Source organism: Pseudomonas sp. PS02288 (assembly GCF_029959715.1).
GTDB classification, from domain to species: Bacteria; Pseudomonadota; Gammaproteobacteria; order Pseudomonadales; family Pseudomonadaceae; genus Pseudomonas_O; species Pseudomonas_O kuykendallii.
The window spans coordinates 56,090-70,224 of record NZ_JASCPA010000019.1; the positions used below are offsets into that span (position 1 = coordinate 56,090).

The following is a 14,135-nucleotide window of genomic DNA, read 5'->3' on the forward strand; positions in this document are numbered from 1 at the left end:
GTGTTTCTGCCGTATCAGCTTCGGGTTCGATAATCATGTTACCGCGCCTTAATCGGACTTTTGCCCCATGAAATTTAGCGGTGACAGCGATATCACCCTGGTAGTGACCAGCTGCGGACGTTTCGATCTGCTCGCCAGGACGCTGGAAACCTTCGATGCGTTCAACACCGCGCCAATTAACCAGGTCATCATCACGGAGGACTCGGGAAGTGATGCGGTAGCCGACGCATTACCTGCTCAATGGAAGGAGCACACGAAAATTTTCGTCAATCGACCGAAGATTGGTCAGCTTGCATCCATCGATCTGGCCTATGGGGCGGTGAAAACACCCTTCATTTTCCATTGTGAGGACGATTGGGAGTTCTATCGCCGTGGCTTCGTCGAGGCATCCAGGGCAATTCTCGAACAGATGCCTTCCGTGCTCGTCGTCTGGTTGCGAAGCTTTGCCCATGACGTCCGCATCAGTTACCCCTTTCATTCGCTGGGCGAGCGCTACGTCATCGAGCGCGAGGCGTGTTCACGGCTGCTGTCGAGCAATCCTTCGTGGCAGGGGTTCACCTTCAATCCAGGCTTGCGTCGTCTGCAGGACTATCGTCCCCTGGCTCCCTTCGCCCGTTTCGAGTCCTCGGCGGCGGGTGAGTCGGGCCTGTCCAGGGCTTATGCCGAGCGACAGTTTTTCGCGGTCATACTGGAGTCGGACGCCGTCCTGCATATCGGCGGAGAAAATCACGTCTGGAACCCCCAGGACGCGCTCAAGAAAAAGAGGAAGGCGCTGCGTCGGGCGATGCGCGTGCTGGCGGCCCTGGCGGTCCTCGGCGTCGGCGCCTTGATTGGCGCTGCCCTCTGCGGGTTCGATTGAGGGCTATTGTCTTGAGCTCCCGGCTATTCGATGCTGCACAACGCTGCCGGCTACTGCTCATCCTGTTGTCGTTCTTCGCATTGCTGGTCGGCCGTTTCTACTGGTACGGAGAGACCACCTCCTGGGCCGCCTTCATCCGCGCCTCCCTGTTCGCTGCCCTGCTATTGGCGCTGGCGGAATGGAAAAGCATCCGCCCTTTTTTGCAGGGCAATGCCTTTGCATTTGTTCTGCTGGGCTTCATGGCCTACTTGGCGGCCAACAGCATTTGTCTGGGCGATGGCAAGACGGCCCGCAGGGTGGCATTGCTGATTGCATTGCTGGTTGCGGTGAGGTGCGTCGTAAGCAAGGCCCCCGGAGCGATGAGGGGGCTGTTGATGCTGATGGTGGTGGTGTCAGCCGGGGTGGCACTCTTCAGCATCTTCAACCTGCACGCGGCGGGCATGCTCAATTTCCAGTATCGAAAGGGAAGTATCGAAGGCTCCGGCGTTCCGGGTTTCGCAGAATTCGAAAACAGCATTCTGGCGGCCCTCGAGCTCGGCTTTTCCTGCGTGACGGCCTGCTGGCTTCTGCTGCAGGCAAGAGGCCGTTGGCTGCAGATGTTGCTCCTGTGCTGTGCGCTAGCCGTCGCCGCCTACATCTACCTGACCTATGGCCGGACGGGCTGGCTGGCCACCCTGGTGGGCTGCGGCATCGTGATGCTTTTCGGCGTCGAACCCCGGCAGAGAGGGCGCCTGCTACTCGCGGGCTTGGCGATTGGTATGGTCGTAGTGGTGGTTTTCCATGAGCGCCTCGCCTACGAGCTATTCAACCGACAGCTGACCAATCGCGACGAGATTTGGGCGATGGTGCTGGATCTGATGCCGGACCACTGGCTATTCGGCCATGGCGCCGACACCAGCCTTAGCCGAATGCTGGGTCATCGCCCGTTGGGTGGCGGGAAGCCCGTCCTGATCGCGCACGCCCACAGCATCTACATGGAAGTGCTGTTCAACTACGGGTTGGTTGGTCTGAGCGGCTTCGCTTCAGTGCTGCTTTTTGCCGGGAACCGGCTCTGGGCACAACGAAAAGAGCCGCTGGCGCTGTTCTGGCTTGCGGTGTTGGTCGGCGGCGCGTTGGGGATGCTCTTCGATTTCAGCTCCTTCGTATCCACGCCCAATCTTCTGTGGCTATGGTTCTGGTTGCCGGTCGCCTGGGCTTTTGCGTTGTCGGGAGCCGTGCAGCATCGGCAGATAACGGCGCCGTTAGCCAAGCGCCAGGGTGTGAAAGAGAAACTCTGAAAAAACGCGGCGTTTTCCTCCGAAGGAAGTAGCGCCGCCGATACGTTCCCCTTGCTTTAACCCGAGACTCCTGCGGCGCCGCGCCAGGCGGCTGCGCGGGATGTCACCTCGGCCCGCCATGTTATTATCCGCGCCGATTTCGCTGTCCGGAGTTACCCATGAAGCTGTCCATGCCCCGTTTCGATCAGGCCCCGGTGTTGGTGGTCGGTGATGTCATGCTCGACCGCTATTGGCATGGCGGCACGTCGCGGATTTCTCCGGAGGCGCCAGTCCCCGTCGTGCGCGTCGACCAGATCGAGGATCGTCCGGGGGGCGCGGCCAACGTCGCGCTGAACATCGCAGCGCTCGGCGCGCCGGCGTTTCTCGTGGGTGTCACCGGCGAGGACGAGGCCGCGCAGAGTTTGGGCGACAGCCTGGCCGCGGCCAAGGTCTCGGCGCATTTCCAGCGCATCGCGCACCAGCCGACCATCGTCAAGCTGCGCGTACTCAGCCGTCATCAGCAGTTGCTGCGGATGGACTTCGAGGAACCGTTCGAGACCGACGCGGCGGCGATGGCGCTGGAGGTCGAGCGCCTGCTGGCCGGGGTGCGTGTGCTGGTGCTTTCCGACTACGGCAAGGGCGCGTTGAAGAACCACCAGGTGCTGATCCAGGCGGCGCGCGCGCGCGGGATACCGGTGCTGGCCGATCCGAAAGGCAAGAATTTCGAGATATACCGCGGCGCCACGCTGATCACGCCGAACCTGGTGGAGTTCGAGGCGATCGTCGGCGCCTGCCCGGACGAGGCCGATCTGGTCGCCAAGGGCGCGCAGTTGATGAGCGATCTCGAACTCGGCGCCTTGCTGGTCACCCGCGGTGAGCATGGCATGACGCTTCTGCGCCCCGATCAGCCGCCGCTGCACCTGCCGGCGCGTGCGCGGGAGGTGTTCGACGTCACCGGCGCGGGCGACACGGTGATTTCCACCCTGGCCGCCGCGCTGGCGGCGGGCGAGGCGCTTCCCCAGGCGGTGGCGTTGGCCAACCTGGCGGCGGGCATCGTGGTCGGCAAACTGGGTACGGCGGCGATCAGTGCTCCCGAGTTGCGCCGCGCGGTTCAGCGCGAAGAAGGTTCGGAGCGCGGCGTGCTGGGTCTCGAACAGTTGCAGTTGGCGATGGAGGACGCGCGCGCCCACGGCGAGAAGATCGTCTTCACCAACGGCTGCTTCGACATCCTCCATGCGGGGCACGTGACCTACCTGGAACAGGCGCGCGCGCAAGGCGATCGGTTGGTCGTCGCGGTCAACGACGATGCCTCGGTCAGTCGTCTGAAAGGGCCTGGCCGTCCGATCAACTCGGTGGATCGGCGGATGGCCGTGCTGGCCGGCCTGGGCGCGGTGGACTGGGTGGTCAGCTTTGCCGAAGACACTCCGGAAAACCTGCTCGAACAGCTCAAGCCGGACGTGCTGGTCAAAGGCGGCGACTACGGCATCGAGGGCGTGGTCGGCGCCTCCATCGTCAAGGCCTATGGCGGCGAGGTGCGGGTGCTCGGCCTGGTTGAGAACAGCTCCACCACTGCCATCGTCGAGAAAATCCGCAGCCGCTAGAGGCTGGCGTCCGAGCCGGGTCTTCGATCCGGCCCGATGCCGAACCCGGCGGGCATCCGTCAATGGCGCCGGAGGGCTCGACCTCATCGATCTTCCTGCTTCGGCTCCAACCGCCCCCACATGCCGTGAGGCGGAGGGCGTCTCAACCCTGCTCTTTCGCCGGCTGCGGCGTCGCCGCGACGTTCTGTCGGGCCAGCCAGTCTTTCCATGGGGCGCGCTCGTCGCGTACCAGCCAGCCTTCCTGCGGCGCGAAGCTTTCGGCCAGCCACAGTCCGCGGGTGCTCACCGGCAGCAACACGCCGCGCTTGAGGCGCAGCAACTCGCCGGTCGGGCGGCGCTGGTCCAGGGCCACCAGGTAGATATCGCCCCGTGAGCGATCCAGGCGCGAGACCAGCTTGCCTTCTTCGAGCACTTCGTCGACGTGGAACAGGCTCGGCAGGCGCGTCTCCTTGGGCAGGTCCAGGCGCATGTCGTAGACCAGTTGCAGCGACGCGGTGGGCAGGTGCACGTAGGCGCGCGGGCGCTCGAGCAGGCGCAGGTTGCCGCACTGCACCGGGCGCGCGGCACCCGATAGCGGGCTGAGGCGGAAGTGCGCCAGCTCGCGGTAGCGCAGCACGCTCTGGTAGGGCGTCGGCAGCCAGGTATCGCCGAACCGCCCGGCGAGCCAGCCGTCGGGCGTTTCCAGCAGGCACTCTTCGGCGACTTCGTTGATCGCGGTGAGCAGCGGCAGGTTCAGTTCGTGGGCCGGCACGTAGCCGGAGATCAGCTTGAGCACCACATCGCCGCGATCGTGGCGGCGCTGGCGCACCAGAATCCAGTACTCACGGCCTTGCCAGCTCAGCGTCAGGCGCACCGAGACGCCGAGGTTGGCCAGCTCGGCAGAGAAGCGCTGGCCGTCGTCGATTTGCAGCGGCCGCCGGCGTTCGAGCATCTGGGTGAAGTTGAGCGGCATCCCCAGGCTGCGGTAGCTGAGCCCGTCCGGGGTGGCTTCGACCAGCAGCGGCAGGGTCTTGAAGGAGCTCGGGTCCTTGCGGGCGAGGGTGCGCGGCATCTTGACTCCTTGGCAGGTCGGCGCCGCTGGGGCGGCTTGTTGTTATCCGGCGATCACCGTTGCGGCGGTCGCCACGTTATGCGACAGGTGCAGCGGATCGATGGTTCCTACGATGGCGCCGGTGACGCCGGGGTGCGAAAACAGCAACTCGAAGCTGGCGCGCACCGGGTCGACACCCGTGCCGAGGCAGGCATGGCCGCTGGCCAGCGCCTTCTTCACCAGTATCGCCTTGCCCAGCTCGGCGGCGCGGTCGAGCACCGGGCGCTCGCCCTGTTCGGCGAGATTGTAGGTGACCATCGCGCAGTCGCCCTGTTCGAGCGCCAGCAGACCGCCCTCGACGGTCTTGCCGGATAGTCCAAAGGCGCGGATCTTGCCCTCGCGCTTGAAGTCGGCCAGCGCCTCGTAGAGTCCACTGTCGCGCAGGATTGCGGTGTCGTTGCCATCCGAATGGATCAGCAGCAGGTCGATGAAGTCGGTCTCCAAACGCTGCAGGCTGCGTTCGAGCGAACGGCGCGCGTGCGCCGGAGTGAAGTCGAAGTGCGACTGGCCGTCGTCGAATTCCTCGCCGACCTTGCTGACGATCACCCAGTCGTTGCGCTGGCCGCGCAGCAGCGGGCCGAGGCGTTCCTCGCTGCGCCCGTAGGCCGGCGCGGTATCGATGAGGTTGATGCCCAGGTGGCGGGCCAGCGCGAGCAGCTGCCGCGCCTTGCTGTCGTCCGGGATGCGGAAGCCGCTGGGGTATTTGACGCCCTGATCGCGGCCCAGCTTCACCGTGCCCAGGCCGAGCGGCGACACCGTCAGGCCGGTGCTGCCGAGGGGGCGATGCAGGTCGTGCAGGGTCGCGACGCTCATTCGAACAGTTCCTCCCACACCGGCTGGCCGACCGGCGGGCGTGGCAGAGTTTCGGCGGCGGATTTCTCGCCGGGCCGGATGCCGTCGCGCTCGAGGGCGACGAACACGCGATCGGCGAAGTCCGGCGCCAGCGCCAGCTTGGTCGGCCAGCCGACGAGAAGCTTGCCCTGTTCGGCGAGGAAGGCGTTGTCGGGGCGGGTCAGCCCGGATTGTTGCGGCTCGGCGCGCTCCACGCGCAGGGTTGCCCATTGCGCCTGCGACAGGTCGATCCAGGGCAACAGATCGTGCAGCTCCTTCTGCGCGGCGCCGATCTGCGTGGCTTCGTTACGCGCCACGCCGTCGGCTTCGGCGAGGTCGCCGCCCAGGTACCAGACCCACTGGCCGTCGGCGGCCGGATGGCTGGTGACGGTCACGCGCGGCTTGCTACCGCCGCCCAGGCAATGCGCGTAGAGCGGTTTCAACGTTGGCGCCTTGACCAGCACCATGTGCAGCGGGCGGAGCTGCATCGCCGGCTGGGCGAGGTTCAGGCGGGCGAGCAGATCCTGGTTGCCGGCGCCGGCGATGAACACCACGCGCTGCGCGCGGATTTCGCGGTCGTCGACCCGTAGGCCCACCAGTTGGCCGTTTTCTTCGAGGGGCGCGACCTGCTGGCCGGCCAGCAGGCTGTCGCCGGCGAGTTCGGCCAGCCGCGCGATCAGGCTCGGCACGTCGAGGACCAGTTCGGCAAGTCGGTAGACCTTGCCCTTGAACCTGGGATGCTGCAGTGCCGGCGGCAGTTGCTCGCCCTTCACCTGATCGACGCGGCCGCGCACTGCCTTGCTGGCGAAGAAGCTGGTGAGGTTGCCGGCCAGGGTGCCGGGCGACCACAGGTAATGGGCTTCGGACAGCACGCGCACACCGGCGAGGTCCAGTTCGCCGCTGCCGGCTAGCGCCTCGCGCCAGCGTCGCGGCATGTCGGCGATGGCTTCGGAGGCGCCGGTCAGCGCGCCATGCAGTGCGTACTTGGCGCCGCCGTGGATGATGCCCTGGGACTTCAGGCTCTGTCCGCCGCCGAGCGCGCCGCTTTCCACCAGCACGGTGGAATAGCCGGCGCGGCGCAGGCGGGCGTTGAGCCAGAGGCCGGCGACACCGCCGCCGACTATAAGGACATCGGTATGCAAAGCGTTGGACATTCGAGGGCTCGTCGTTCGAAAACGGAAGGGGAGTATAAACCGCTGCCTGTCGCCTGCAGGAAGCTGTGACAAAGCAGGCGCCGGAGGCCGCTCAGTGGCCGGTACTGGCGGAGAACAGCTGGATCACCACCACGCCGGCGACGATCAGAGCCATGCCGGCGATGGCGGGCAGATCGAGTTTCTGCCCGTAGATCAGCGCTGCGGCGATGCTCACCAGGACGATGCCCAGGCCCGCCCAGATCGCGTAGGCAATGCCGACCGGAATGCTCTTCACCACCAGCGCGAGCATCCAGAACGACAGGCCGTAGCCGCAGATCACCAGGGCCAGCGGCAGTGGCTTGCTGAAACCGGCGAGCGATTTCATCGACGTGGTGGCGATCACTTCGGCGGCGATGGCGATGCCGAGATACAGGTAACCGGTCATGTTCGGGACTCCTTATCGAGCGGCGGATTCTAATCGCTGCGCCGCGTCCGCAGGGCTGGGTTCGGCCCGTCGGCGTCGCTGCCGCCGAGGCGCACGCGCCTGCGGAAAATTCCGCCGGTTTTTTGCTACGCTGCGCGCCCATGAACCGACGCCTCTACAGCCTGATTTTCCACCTCGCCCTGCCGATCATCGTCGCCCGCCTGTTCTGGCGCGCGCGCCGCGCTCCGGCCTACGCCCAGCGCATCGGCGAACGTTTCGCCCTGGCGCTGCCCGAGGTCGCTCCCGGCGGCATATGGGTACATGCGGTGTCGGTGGGCGAAAGCATCGCCGCGGCGCCGATGATCCGCGCCCTGCGCCAGCGCTACCCGGACCTCCCGATCACCGTCACCTGCATGACCCCCACCGGCTCCGAGCGCATTCGTGCGCTGTTCGGCGACCAGGTCGCCCATTGCTACCTGCCCTACGACCTGCCGTGGGCGGCGGCGCGCTTCCTGCGCCGGCTGCGGCCGCGGCTGGCGGTGATCATGGAAACCGAGCTGTGGCCGAATCACATCCACCAGTGCGCCCGCCGCGGCATTCCGGTAGCCCTCGCCAATGCACGGCTGTCCGAACGCTCGGCGCGGGGCTATGCGCGTTTCGCCAGGCTCACCGCGCCGATGCTTGCCGAGCTGGCGCTGATCGCGGTGCAGAGCGAGGTGGAGGCGCAGCGTTTCCGCCAACTGGGCGCGCGGGCGAAGTGCGTCGAGGTGACCGGATCGATCAAGTTCGACCTGAGCATCGACCCGGCGCTGATCGAACGCGCCGCCGCGTTGCGCGAGGCGTGGCAGGCCACGGCGCGGCCACTGTGGATCGCCGCCAGCACCCACGCGGGCGAGGACGAGGTGCTGCTGGCGGCGCATCGGCAGTTTCTGGGGCGCCGTCCCGATGCGCTGCTGATCCTGGTACCGCGCCACCCGGAACGCTTCGGCGCGGTGTTCGAGCTGTGCCGGCAGAGCGGTTTCGGCAGCGTGCGGCGATCCACCGGCGAGCTCCCGGGCGCGGAAACCTCGGTGCTGGTCGGCGACACCATGGGCGAGCTGCTGTTTCTCTACGCGCTGGCCGATCTGGCGTTCGTCGGCGGCAGCCTGGTGCCGAACGGCGGGCACAACCTGCTGGAGCCCGCCGCGCTGGGTAAACCGGTGCTCAGCGGTCCTCACCTGTTCAACTTCCTCGACATCGCCGCGCAATTGCGCGAAGCCGGCGCGCTGGTGGAAGTTGCCGATGGCGAAGCCCTGGCCGACCGCCTGGACGGGTTGTTCGCCGACCGCGCCCAGGCCCAGGCCATGGCCGACGCCGGCCTGCGCGTGATGCGGGCCAACGAGGGCGCGCTCGGGCGGCTGCTGGCGGGGCTGGGGCGATTGCTGGATTAGCCGGGGCGGTGTATCGCCGGGTTTCGCTGCGGTGGGCGTGGCCCACCCTACGTCGCGGTGCGGGGCTTCCGTAGGGTGGGTCAGGCGTGCTGCGTGGGTGCGGGCGTTTGCGGTGATTGGCGCCGTAACCCATCGGGCAGTATGTCGCCGGGCTCCGTTGCGGTGGGCGTGGCCCACCCTACGTCGAGGTGGGCGCATGCGTATGATCGACGTGTAAAAAAAGCCCGGCATTTGCCGGGCTTTTCTCTTCGTGCGTGTTGCTCAGAGCTGCGGGGTCTTGTTGCGCTGCTCGCGCTCCGTGGCGCCGAGGTCGGGTGGCAGGAAGTCGCGGTCCGGATCGTAGTCGGGCTTGAGGTAGCTGGCCAGGGTTTCCAGATCGGCCGGGCTGAGGGTGCCGGCGGACTGTTTCAGGCGCAGGTTGTCGAGGATGTAGTCGTAGCGCGCATTGTTGTAGTCGCGCACCGAGGCGTACAGCTGGCGCTGCGCGTCGAGCACGTCGACGATGTTGCGGGTGCCGACCTGGTAGCCGATCTCGGTGGCTTCCACCGCGCTCTGGTTGGAGACGATGGACTGGCGCCGGGCGGCGACCTGCTCGACGTCGGTGTTCACCGCGCGGTGACGGTTGCGGGTGTCCTGTACCACCTGACGGCGCAGGCTTTCGCGCTGCTGCTCGGCCTGGTTGAGCAACTGGTAGGCCTCGCGGGCCTGGGAACTGGTCAGGCCGCCGCTGAAGATCGGGATGTTCAGTTGCACGCCGATGCTGGTCTGCTCGACGTCGCCGTTGTAGCGCGGAAGATTGATCCCGGCTGCGGCGCCGAGCGCCTCGTTGGCGCCGGAATTGCTGAAGCCCAGCGCATCGTTATCGCCCTTCTCGTAGCTGGCGACGGCATCCAGGGTTGGTGCGTGGCCGGCCTTGCGCTGGCGCAGCGTCTCTTCGGCGGCGTTGACCGCGTAGTTGACTGCCTGCAGGTTGAGGTTCTGCTGCGCGGCGGTGTCGACCCAGGACTTCGCGTCGTTCGGCACCGGCGTCTGCACGGGCAGGGTGTGACGGATGCCCTCGACGGCCGGGAAGTCGCGGTTGGTCAGGGTGATCAGCGCCTGGAAGGCGTCGTCGACGTTGCGCTGCGCGATGATCCGGTTGGCCCGCGCGGTGTCGTAGCCGGCCTGGGATTGCAGCACGTCGGTGCGGTCGGACAGGCCAACGTCGAAGCGCTCGTTGGCCTGGTCGAGCTGGCGCTTGAAGGCGGATTCCTCGGCCTTGGTGGCGGCCAGGTTGTCCTGCGCGCGGAGCACCGCGAAGTAGGTCTCGGCGGTCTGCAGGATCAGGTTCTGCTGGGTTGCGGAAAACTCCAGCGCGGCCTGTTCGCTGGTCGCCTGGGCGGCCTGCAGCTGGAACCAGCGGTCGGCGCGGAACAGCGGCTGGCTGAGGTTGGCCTGATAGGAGAAGGCGTTGCGATCGACCTTCTGGCTGCCGGCGCTGGTATCGATCTTGGTCCGCGTGTCGCCGGTGAAGGCGCCGGCGCTGAGGTACGGCAGGAGACCGGCGCGCGCCTGGGGCACCAGTTCCTGGCGGGCGGCGAGCTGCGCGCGGGCGGCGGCCAGGTCGGCGTTGTTGTTGACGGCTTCCTGGTAGACGGTGACCAGGTCGGTCTTGCTGGAGAGGGGCACTTCTTGTGCCTGAGCCAGGCCGGAGGAAGCCGCAGCCACAGCGACAGCCAGCGAAAGTCTGCGCAGCATGATCGTTCCTAGATTCGTTTCGAGAGCGGCAAGGCTAAGTGCACCACCCATGCCGGTCAAGCGCGCCATGGCCGTTGATTGGCGGGCTCTCCGGCCATTTGTGCCGGGGTTGATGACAAATCATCATTTAACCTCCGGACGATGACCCTGCGCTGGGGTTGGTTTTATCGCCGGGGGTTGTTTAGACTGGGGCCGTTCTTGTCGGGGTGCCTCGAATCGGAGGCTGAGATCGGAGAGTTCCGGATCCCGTTGAACCTGATCAGGTTAAGGCCTGCGTAGGGAACAAGATGTGCTCGCCCTAGGGCGGCTCCTCTCGGCACCGGTCCTGGTGCACCTCTGCTTCATCAGGTTCGCTCCGACATTCAGCCAGGAGCCAGCCGATGACCGTAAAACAACAACAAGACGACCGTGCCAACCTCAGCGACAGCGCTCGGGTCGACCAGCAGTCCATCCAGCCGTTTCCCCGTTCGCAGAAGATCTACGTGCAAGGCAGCCGCCCGGACATCCGCGTGCCGATGCGCGAAATCAGCCTGGACGTCACGCCGACCGCCTTCGGTGGCGAGATCAACGCCCCGGTGCTGGTCTACGACACCTCCGGCCCCTACACCGATCCGGCCGTGCAGATCGACGTGCGCAAGGGGCTGGGCGATGTGCGCTCGGCGTGGATCGCGGATCGCGACGATACCGAGTTGCTCGACGGGCTGAGTTCGCGGTTCGGCCAGGAGCGCCTGGCCAATCCCGAACTGACGCGGATGCGCTTCGCCCACGTGCGCAACCCGCGCCGCGCCAAGCCCGGCAGGAACGTCAGCCAGATGCACTACGCGCGGCAGGGCATCATCACGCCCGAGATGGAATACATCGCCATCCGCGAGAACATGAAACTGGCCGAACACCGCGCCGCGGGCCTGCTCGACCAGCAGCACGCCGGACACAGCTTCGGCGCGAGCATCCCGAAGGAGATCACCGCCGAGTTCGTCCGTGAGGAAGTGGCCCGCGGCCGCGCGATCATCCCGGCGAACATCAACCACACCGAGCTGGAGCCGATGATCATCGGCCGCAACTTCCTGGTGAAGATCAACGGCAATATCGGCAACAGCGCCCTGGGTTCGTCCATCGAAGAAGAAGTGGCCAAGCTGACCTGGGGCATTCGCTGGGGCTCGGACACGGTCATGGACCTGTCCACCGGCAAGCACATCCACGAAACCCGCGAGTGGATCATCCGCAACTCGCCGGTGCCGATCGGCACGGTACCGATCTACCAGGCGCTGGAAAAGGTCAACGGGGTGGCCGAAGACCTGACCTGGGAGCTGTTCCGCGACACCCTGATCGAGCAGGCCGAGCAAGGCGTGGATTACTTCACCATCCACGCCGGCGTGCTGCTGCGCTATGTGCCGCTGACCGCCAAGCGCGTCACCGGCATCGTTTCCCGTGGCGGCTCGATCATGGCCAAGTGGTGCCTGGCCCACCACAAGGAGAATTTCCTCTATACCCACTTCGACGACATCTGCGAAATCATGAAGGCCTACGACGTGTCCTTCTCCCTGGGTGATGGCCTGCGCCCCGGTTCGATTGCCGACGCCAACGACGCCGCTCAGTTCGGCGAGCTGGAAACCCTCGGCGAGCTGACCAAGATCGCCTGGAAGCATGATGTGCAATGCATGATCGAAGGCCCCGGCCACGTGCCGATGCAACTGATCAAGGAGAATATGGACAAGCAGCTGGAATGCTGCGACGAGGCGCCGTTCTACACCCTCGGCCCGCTGACCACCGATATCGCACCGGGCTACGACCACATCACCTCGGGCATCGGCGCGGCAATGATCGGCTGGTTCGGCTGCGCCATGCTCTGCTACGTCACGCCCAAGGAGCACCTGGGCCTGCCGAACAAGGATGACGTCAAGACCGGGATCATCACCTACAAGATCGCCGCGCATGCGGCGGACCTCGCCAAGGGGCATCCGGGGGCGCAGATCCGCGACAACGCGCTGTCCAAGGCGCGCTTCGAGTTCCGCTGGGAAGACCAGTTCAACCTCGGCCTGGACCCGGACACCGCCCGCGCCTACCACGACGAAACCCTGCCGAAGGACTCGGCGAAGGTCGCCCACTTCTGCTCCATGTGCGGGCCGAAGTTCTGCTCGATGAAGATCACCCAGGAAGTCCGCGACTACGCCAAGGACAACGGCCTCTCCGACGAGAGCAAGGCGGTCGAGGCGGGGTTCCGCGAGCAGGCCGAGCGCTTCAAGGGCGAGGGTTCGGTGATCTACAAACAGGTCTGATGCGCTTGGCTGGACGACGCTTTTGCCGAGGCCACCACGGGTGGAGGTATGAAGCGTCATCCACCCTACGAATACACAGCGCTGCGGCCAGTCCGCAGCCGTCTTTCACCTGAACGAGCCCCCTACGATGCCTCTTCCTTCCGGCACCTATTCCCCCGGCGTTGCCGTCCCTGCCGCTCAGCGCGTGCTGGGCGCGCGCGATCTGTTTTCCCTGTGGTTCTCCCTCGGCATCGGGCTGATGGTGCTGCAGCTCGGCGGCCTGCTGGCGCCGGGCCTCGGCCTGGCGGGCGGCGTCGGCGCGATCCTGCTCGGCACCGCGGTCGGCGTGCTGCTGCTCGGCGCGGTGGCGGTGATCGGCGCCGATACCGGATTGTCGGCGATGTCAGCGCTGAAACTCAGCCTGGGCAGCCGCGGTGCGATGCTGCCGGCGCTGCTCAACCTGCTGCAACTGGTCGGCTGGGGGGCGTTCGAGATCATCGTCATGCGCGATGCCGCCAGCCTGCTGGCCGGCAAGGTGTTCGCCGAGGGCAGCGTGCTGACCAGCCCATGGCTGTGGACGCTGTTCTTTGGCGCACTGGCCACGCTGCTGGCGGTGAGCGGCCCGCTGACCTTCGTGCGCCGGGTGCTGCGCAAGTGGGGCATCTGGCTGCTGCTCGGCGCCTGCCTGTGGCTGACCTGGAATCTCTTCGACAAGGCCGACCTTGGCGAGCTGTGGGCGCGCGCCGGCGACGGTTCGCTGCCGTTCGCCCTGGGTTTCGACATCGCCATCGCCATGCCGCTGTCGTGGCTGCCGCTGATCGCCGATTACTCGCGCTTCGGCAAGGCGGCCGGGCGGGTGTTCGCCGGCAGCGCGGCGGGTTTCTTCTGCGGCAACGTCTGGCTGATGAGCCTGGGTGTGGCCTACACCCTGGCCTTCGCCCCGAGCGGCGAGATGAACGCCCTGCTGCTGGCGCTGGCCGGCGCCGGACTGGGCATTCCGCTGCTGCTGATCCTGCTGGACGAGTCGGAAAACGCCTTCGCCGACATCCACTCCGCGGCGGTGTCCAGCGGCACCCTGGTGGCGTTGAAGGTCGAGCACCTGGCGCTGGGCCTGGGTACGTTGTGCACACTGATCGCGCTGTTCGCGCCGCTGGCGGAGTATCAGAACTTCCTGCTGATGATCGGCTCGGTGTTCGCGCCGCTGTTCGGCGTGGTGCTGGTCGACCACTTCGTGCTGCGCCAGCGCCGCGCCGCCGTGGCGCCGGCCGGCTTGCGCTGGGATGCGCTGGTCGCCTGGGCGTGCGGTGCGGTCATCTACCACCTGCTGGCGCAGCTGGCACCGGACGTGGGCGCGACGCTGCCGTCGCTGCTGCTCGCCGGCGTGCTGCAACTCGCGTTCGGCTGGTCGCGGCGCGGCCGGCAGGCGTCCACGGTCGCATGAGCTAGGCGCGGGGCGCGCGCGGCGCCCCCCGCGGCACATCATAGGGACGGAATGCGGCGGGACGCGGCCCCGGCCGCC

At 66.5% G+C, this 14,135-nt stretch carries 11 protein-coding genes and 1 riboswitch; of the genes, 6 read left to right on the forward strand and 5 right to left on the reverse strand.

Translation table 11 applies throughout. The annotated features are described in order from the left end of the window. The first annotated feature begins 67 nt into the window (after positions 1-67). The 3 genes from QMX85_RS10120 (at position 68) to hldE (ending at position 3,716) form a co-directional block, all read left to right on the forward strand. Positions 68-859, forward strand: coding sequence for a glycosyltransferase family 2 protein (locus QMX85_RS10120; RefSeq protein WP_282340521.1), 792 nt, complete (start codon positions 68-70; stop codon positions 857-859). Positions 860-870: 11 nt separating this feature from the next. Next, positions 871-2,136 (forward strand): O-antigen ligase family protein, encoded by a 1,266-nt coding sequence (locus QMX85_RS10125; protein WP_282340524.1) that lies wholly within the window; start codon positions 871-873, stop codon positions 2,134-2,136. 158 nt (positions 2,137-2,294) lie between these two features. Next, complete coding sequence (gene hldE / locus QMX85_RS10130) at positions 2,295-3,716, forward strand: bifunctional D-glycero-beta-D-manno-heptose-7-phosphate kinase/D-glycero-beta-D-manno-heptose 1-phosphate adenylyltransferase HldE (RefSeq protein ID WP_282340526.1); 1,422 nt, start codon at positions 2,295-2,297, stop codon at positions 3,714-3,716. Positions 3,717-3,858: 142 nt separating this feature from the next. On the opposite strand, the gene QMX85_RS10135 is transcribed toward hldE, so the two are convergent. From QMX85_RS10135 to QMX85_RS10150, 4 genes are all read right to left on the reverse strand, one after another. After that, entirely contained in the window at positions 3,859-4,767 is a 909-nt protein-coding gene (locus tag QMX85_RS10135; RefSeq protein ID WP_282340528.1) for a metal ABC transporter ATPase, read from the reverse strand. 42 nt (positions 4,768-4,809) lie between these two features. Next, positions 4,810-5,619, reverse strand: a complete 810-nt coding sequence (locus QMX85_RS10140) for an aldo/keto reductase (RefSeq protein ID WP_282340530.1) — start codon at positions 5,617-5,619, stop codon at positions 4,810-4,812. Continuing rightward, positions 5,616-6,791: an FAD-dependent oxidoreductase gene (locus QMX85_RS10145; RefSeq protein ID WP_282340531.1), complete on the reverse strand. Its 1,176-nt coding sequence runs from the start codon at positions 6,789-6,791 to the stop codon at positions 5,616-5,618. Before QMX85_RS10145 ends, QMX85_RS10140 begins: the two co-directional genes overlap by 4 nt. Before the next feature lie 91 nt (positions 6,792-6,882). Beyond that, entirely contained in the window at positions 6,883-7,215 is a 333-nt protein-coding gene (locus QMX85_RS10150; RefSeq protein ID WP_090225819.1) for an SMR family transporter, read from the reverse strand. 140 nt (positions 7,216-7,355) lie between these two features. Here QMX85_RS10150 and waaA point away from each other — a divergent pair, with 140 nt between their 5' ends. Continuing rightward, a complete protein-coding gene (gene waaA, locus QMX85_RS10155; RefSeq protein WP_282340534.1) occupies positions 7,356-8,624 on the forward strand; it encodes a lipid IV(A) 3-deoxy-D-manno-octulosonic acid transferase in 1,269 nt (422 codons plus the stop codon). Between the two features lie 261 nt (positions 8,625-8,885). On the opposite strand, the gene QMX85_RS10160 is transcribed toward waaA, so the two are convergent. Continuing rightward, positions 8,886-10,361, reverse strand: a complete 1,476-nt coding sequence (locus tag QMX85_RS10160; RefSeq protein WP_282340536.1) for a TolC family outer membrane protein — start codon at positions 10,359-10,361, stop codon at positions 8,886-8,888. A 192-nt stretch (positions 10,362-10,553) separates the two neighbouring features. Beyond that, positions 10,554-10,660, forward strand: a riboswitch (TPP riboswitch). Positions 10,661-10,741: 81 nt separating this feature from the next. On the opposite strand from QMX85_RS10160, the gene thiC reads away from it, so the two are divergent. Further along, positions 10,742-12,637, forward strand: coding sequence for a phosphomethylpyrimidine synthase ThiC (gene thiC / locus QMX85_RS10165; protein WP_282340538.1), 1,896 nt, complete (start codon positions 10,742-10,744; stop codon positions 12,635-12,637). A gap of 127 nt (positions 12,638-12,764) precedes the next feature. Then, the gene (gene cytX, locus QMX85_RS10170) at positions 12,765-14,057 is read left to right on the forward strand and encodes a putative hydroxymethylpyrimidine transporter CytX (RefSeq protein ID WP_282340540.1); all 1,293 of its coding nucleotides are present in this window, start codon (positions 12,765-12,767) and stop codon (positions 14,055-14,057) included. The last annotated feature ends 78 nt before the right edge of the window (positions 14,058-14,135 follow it).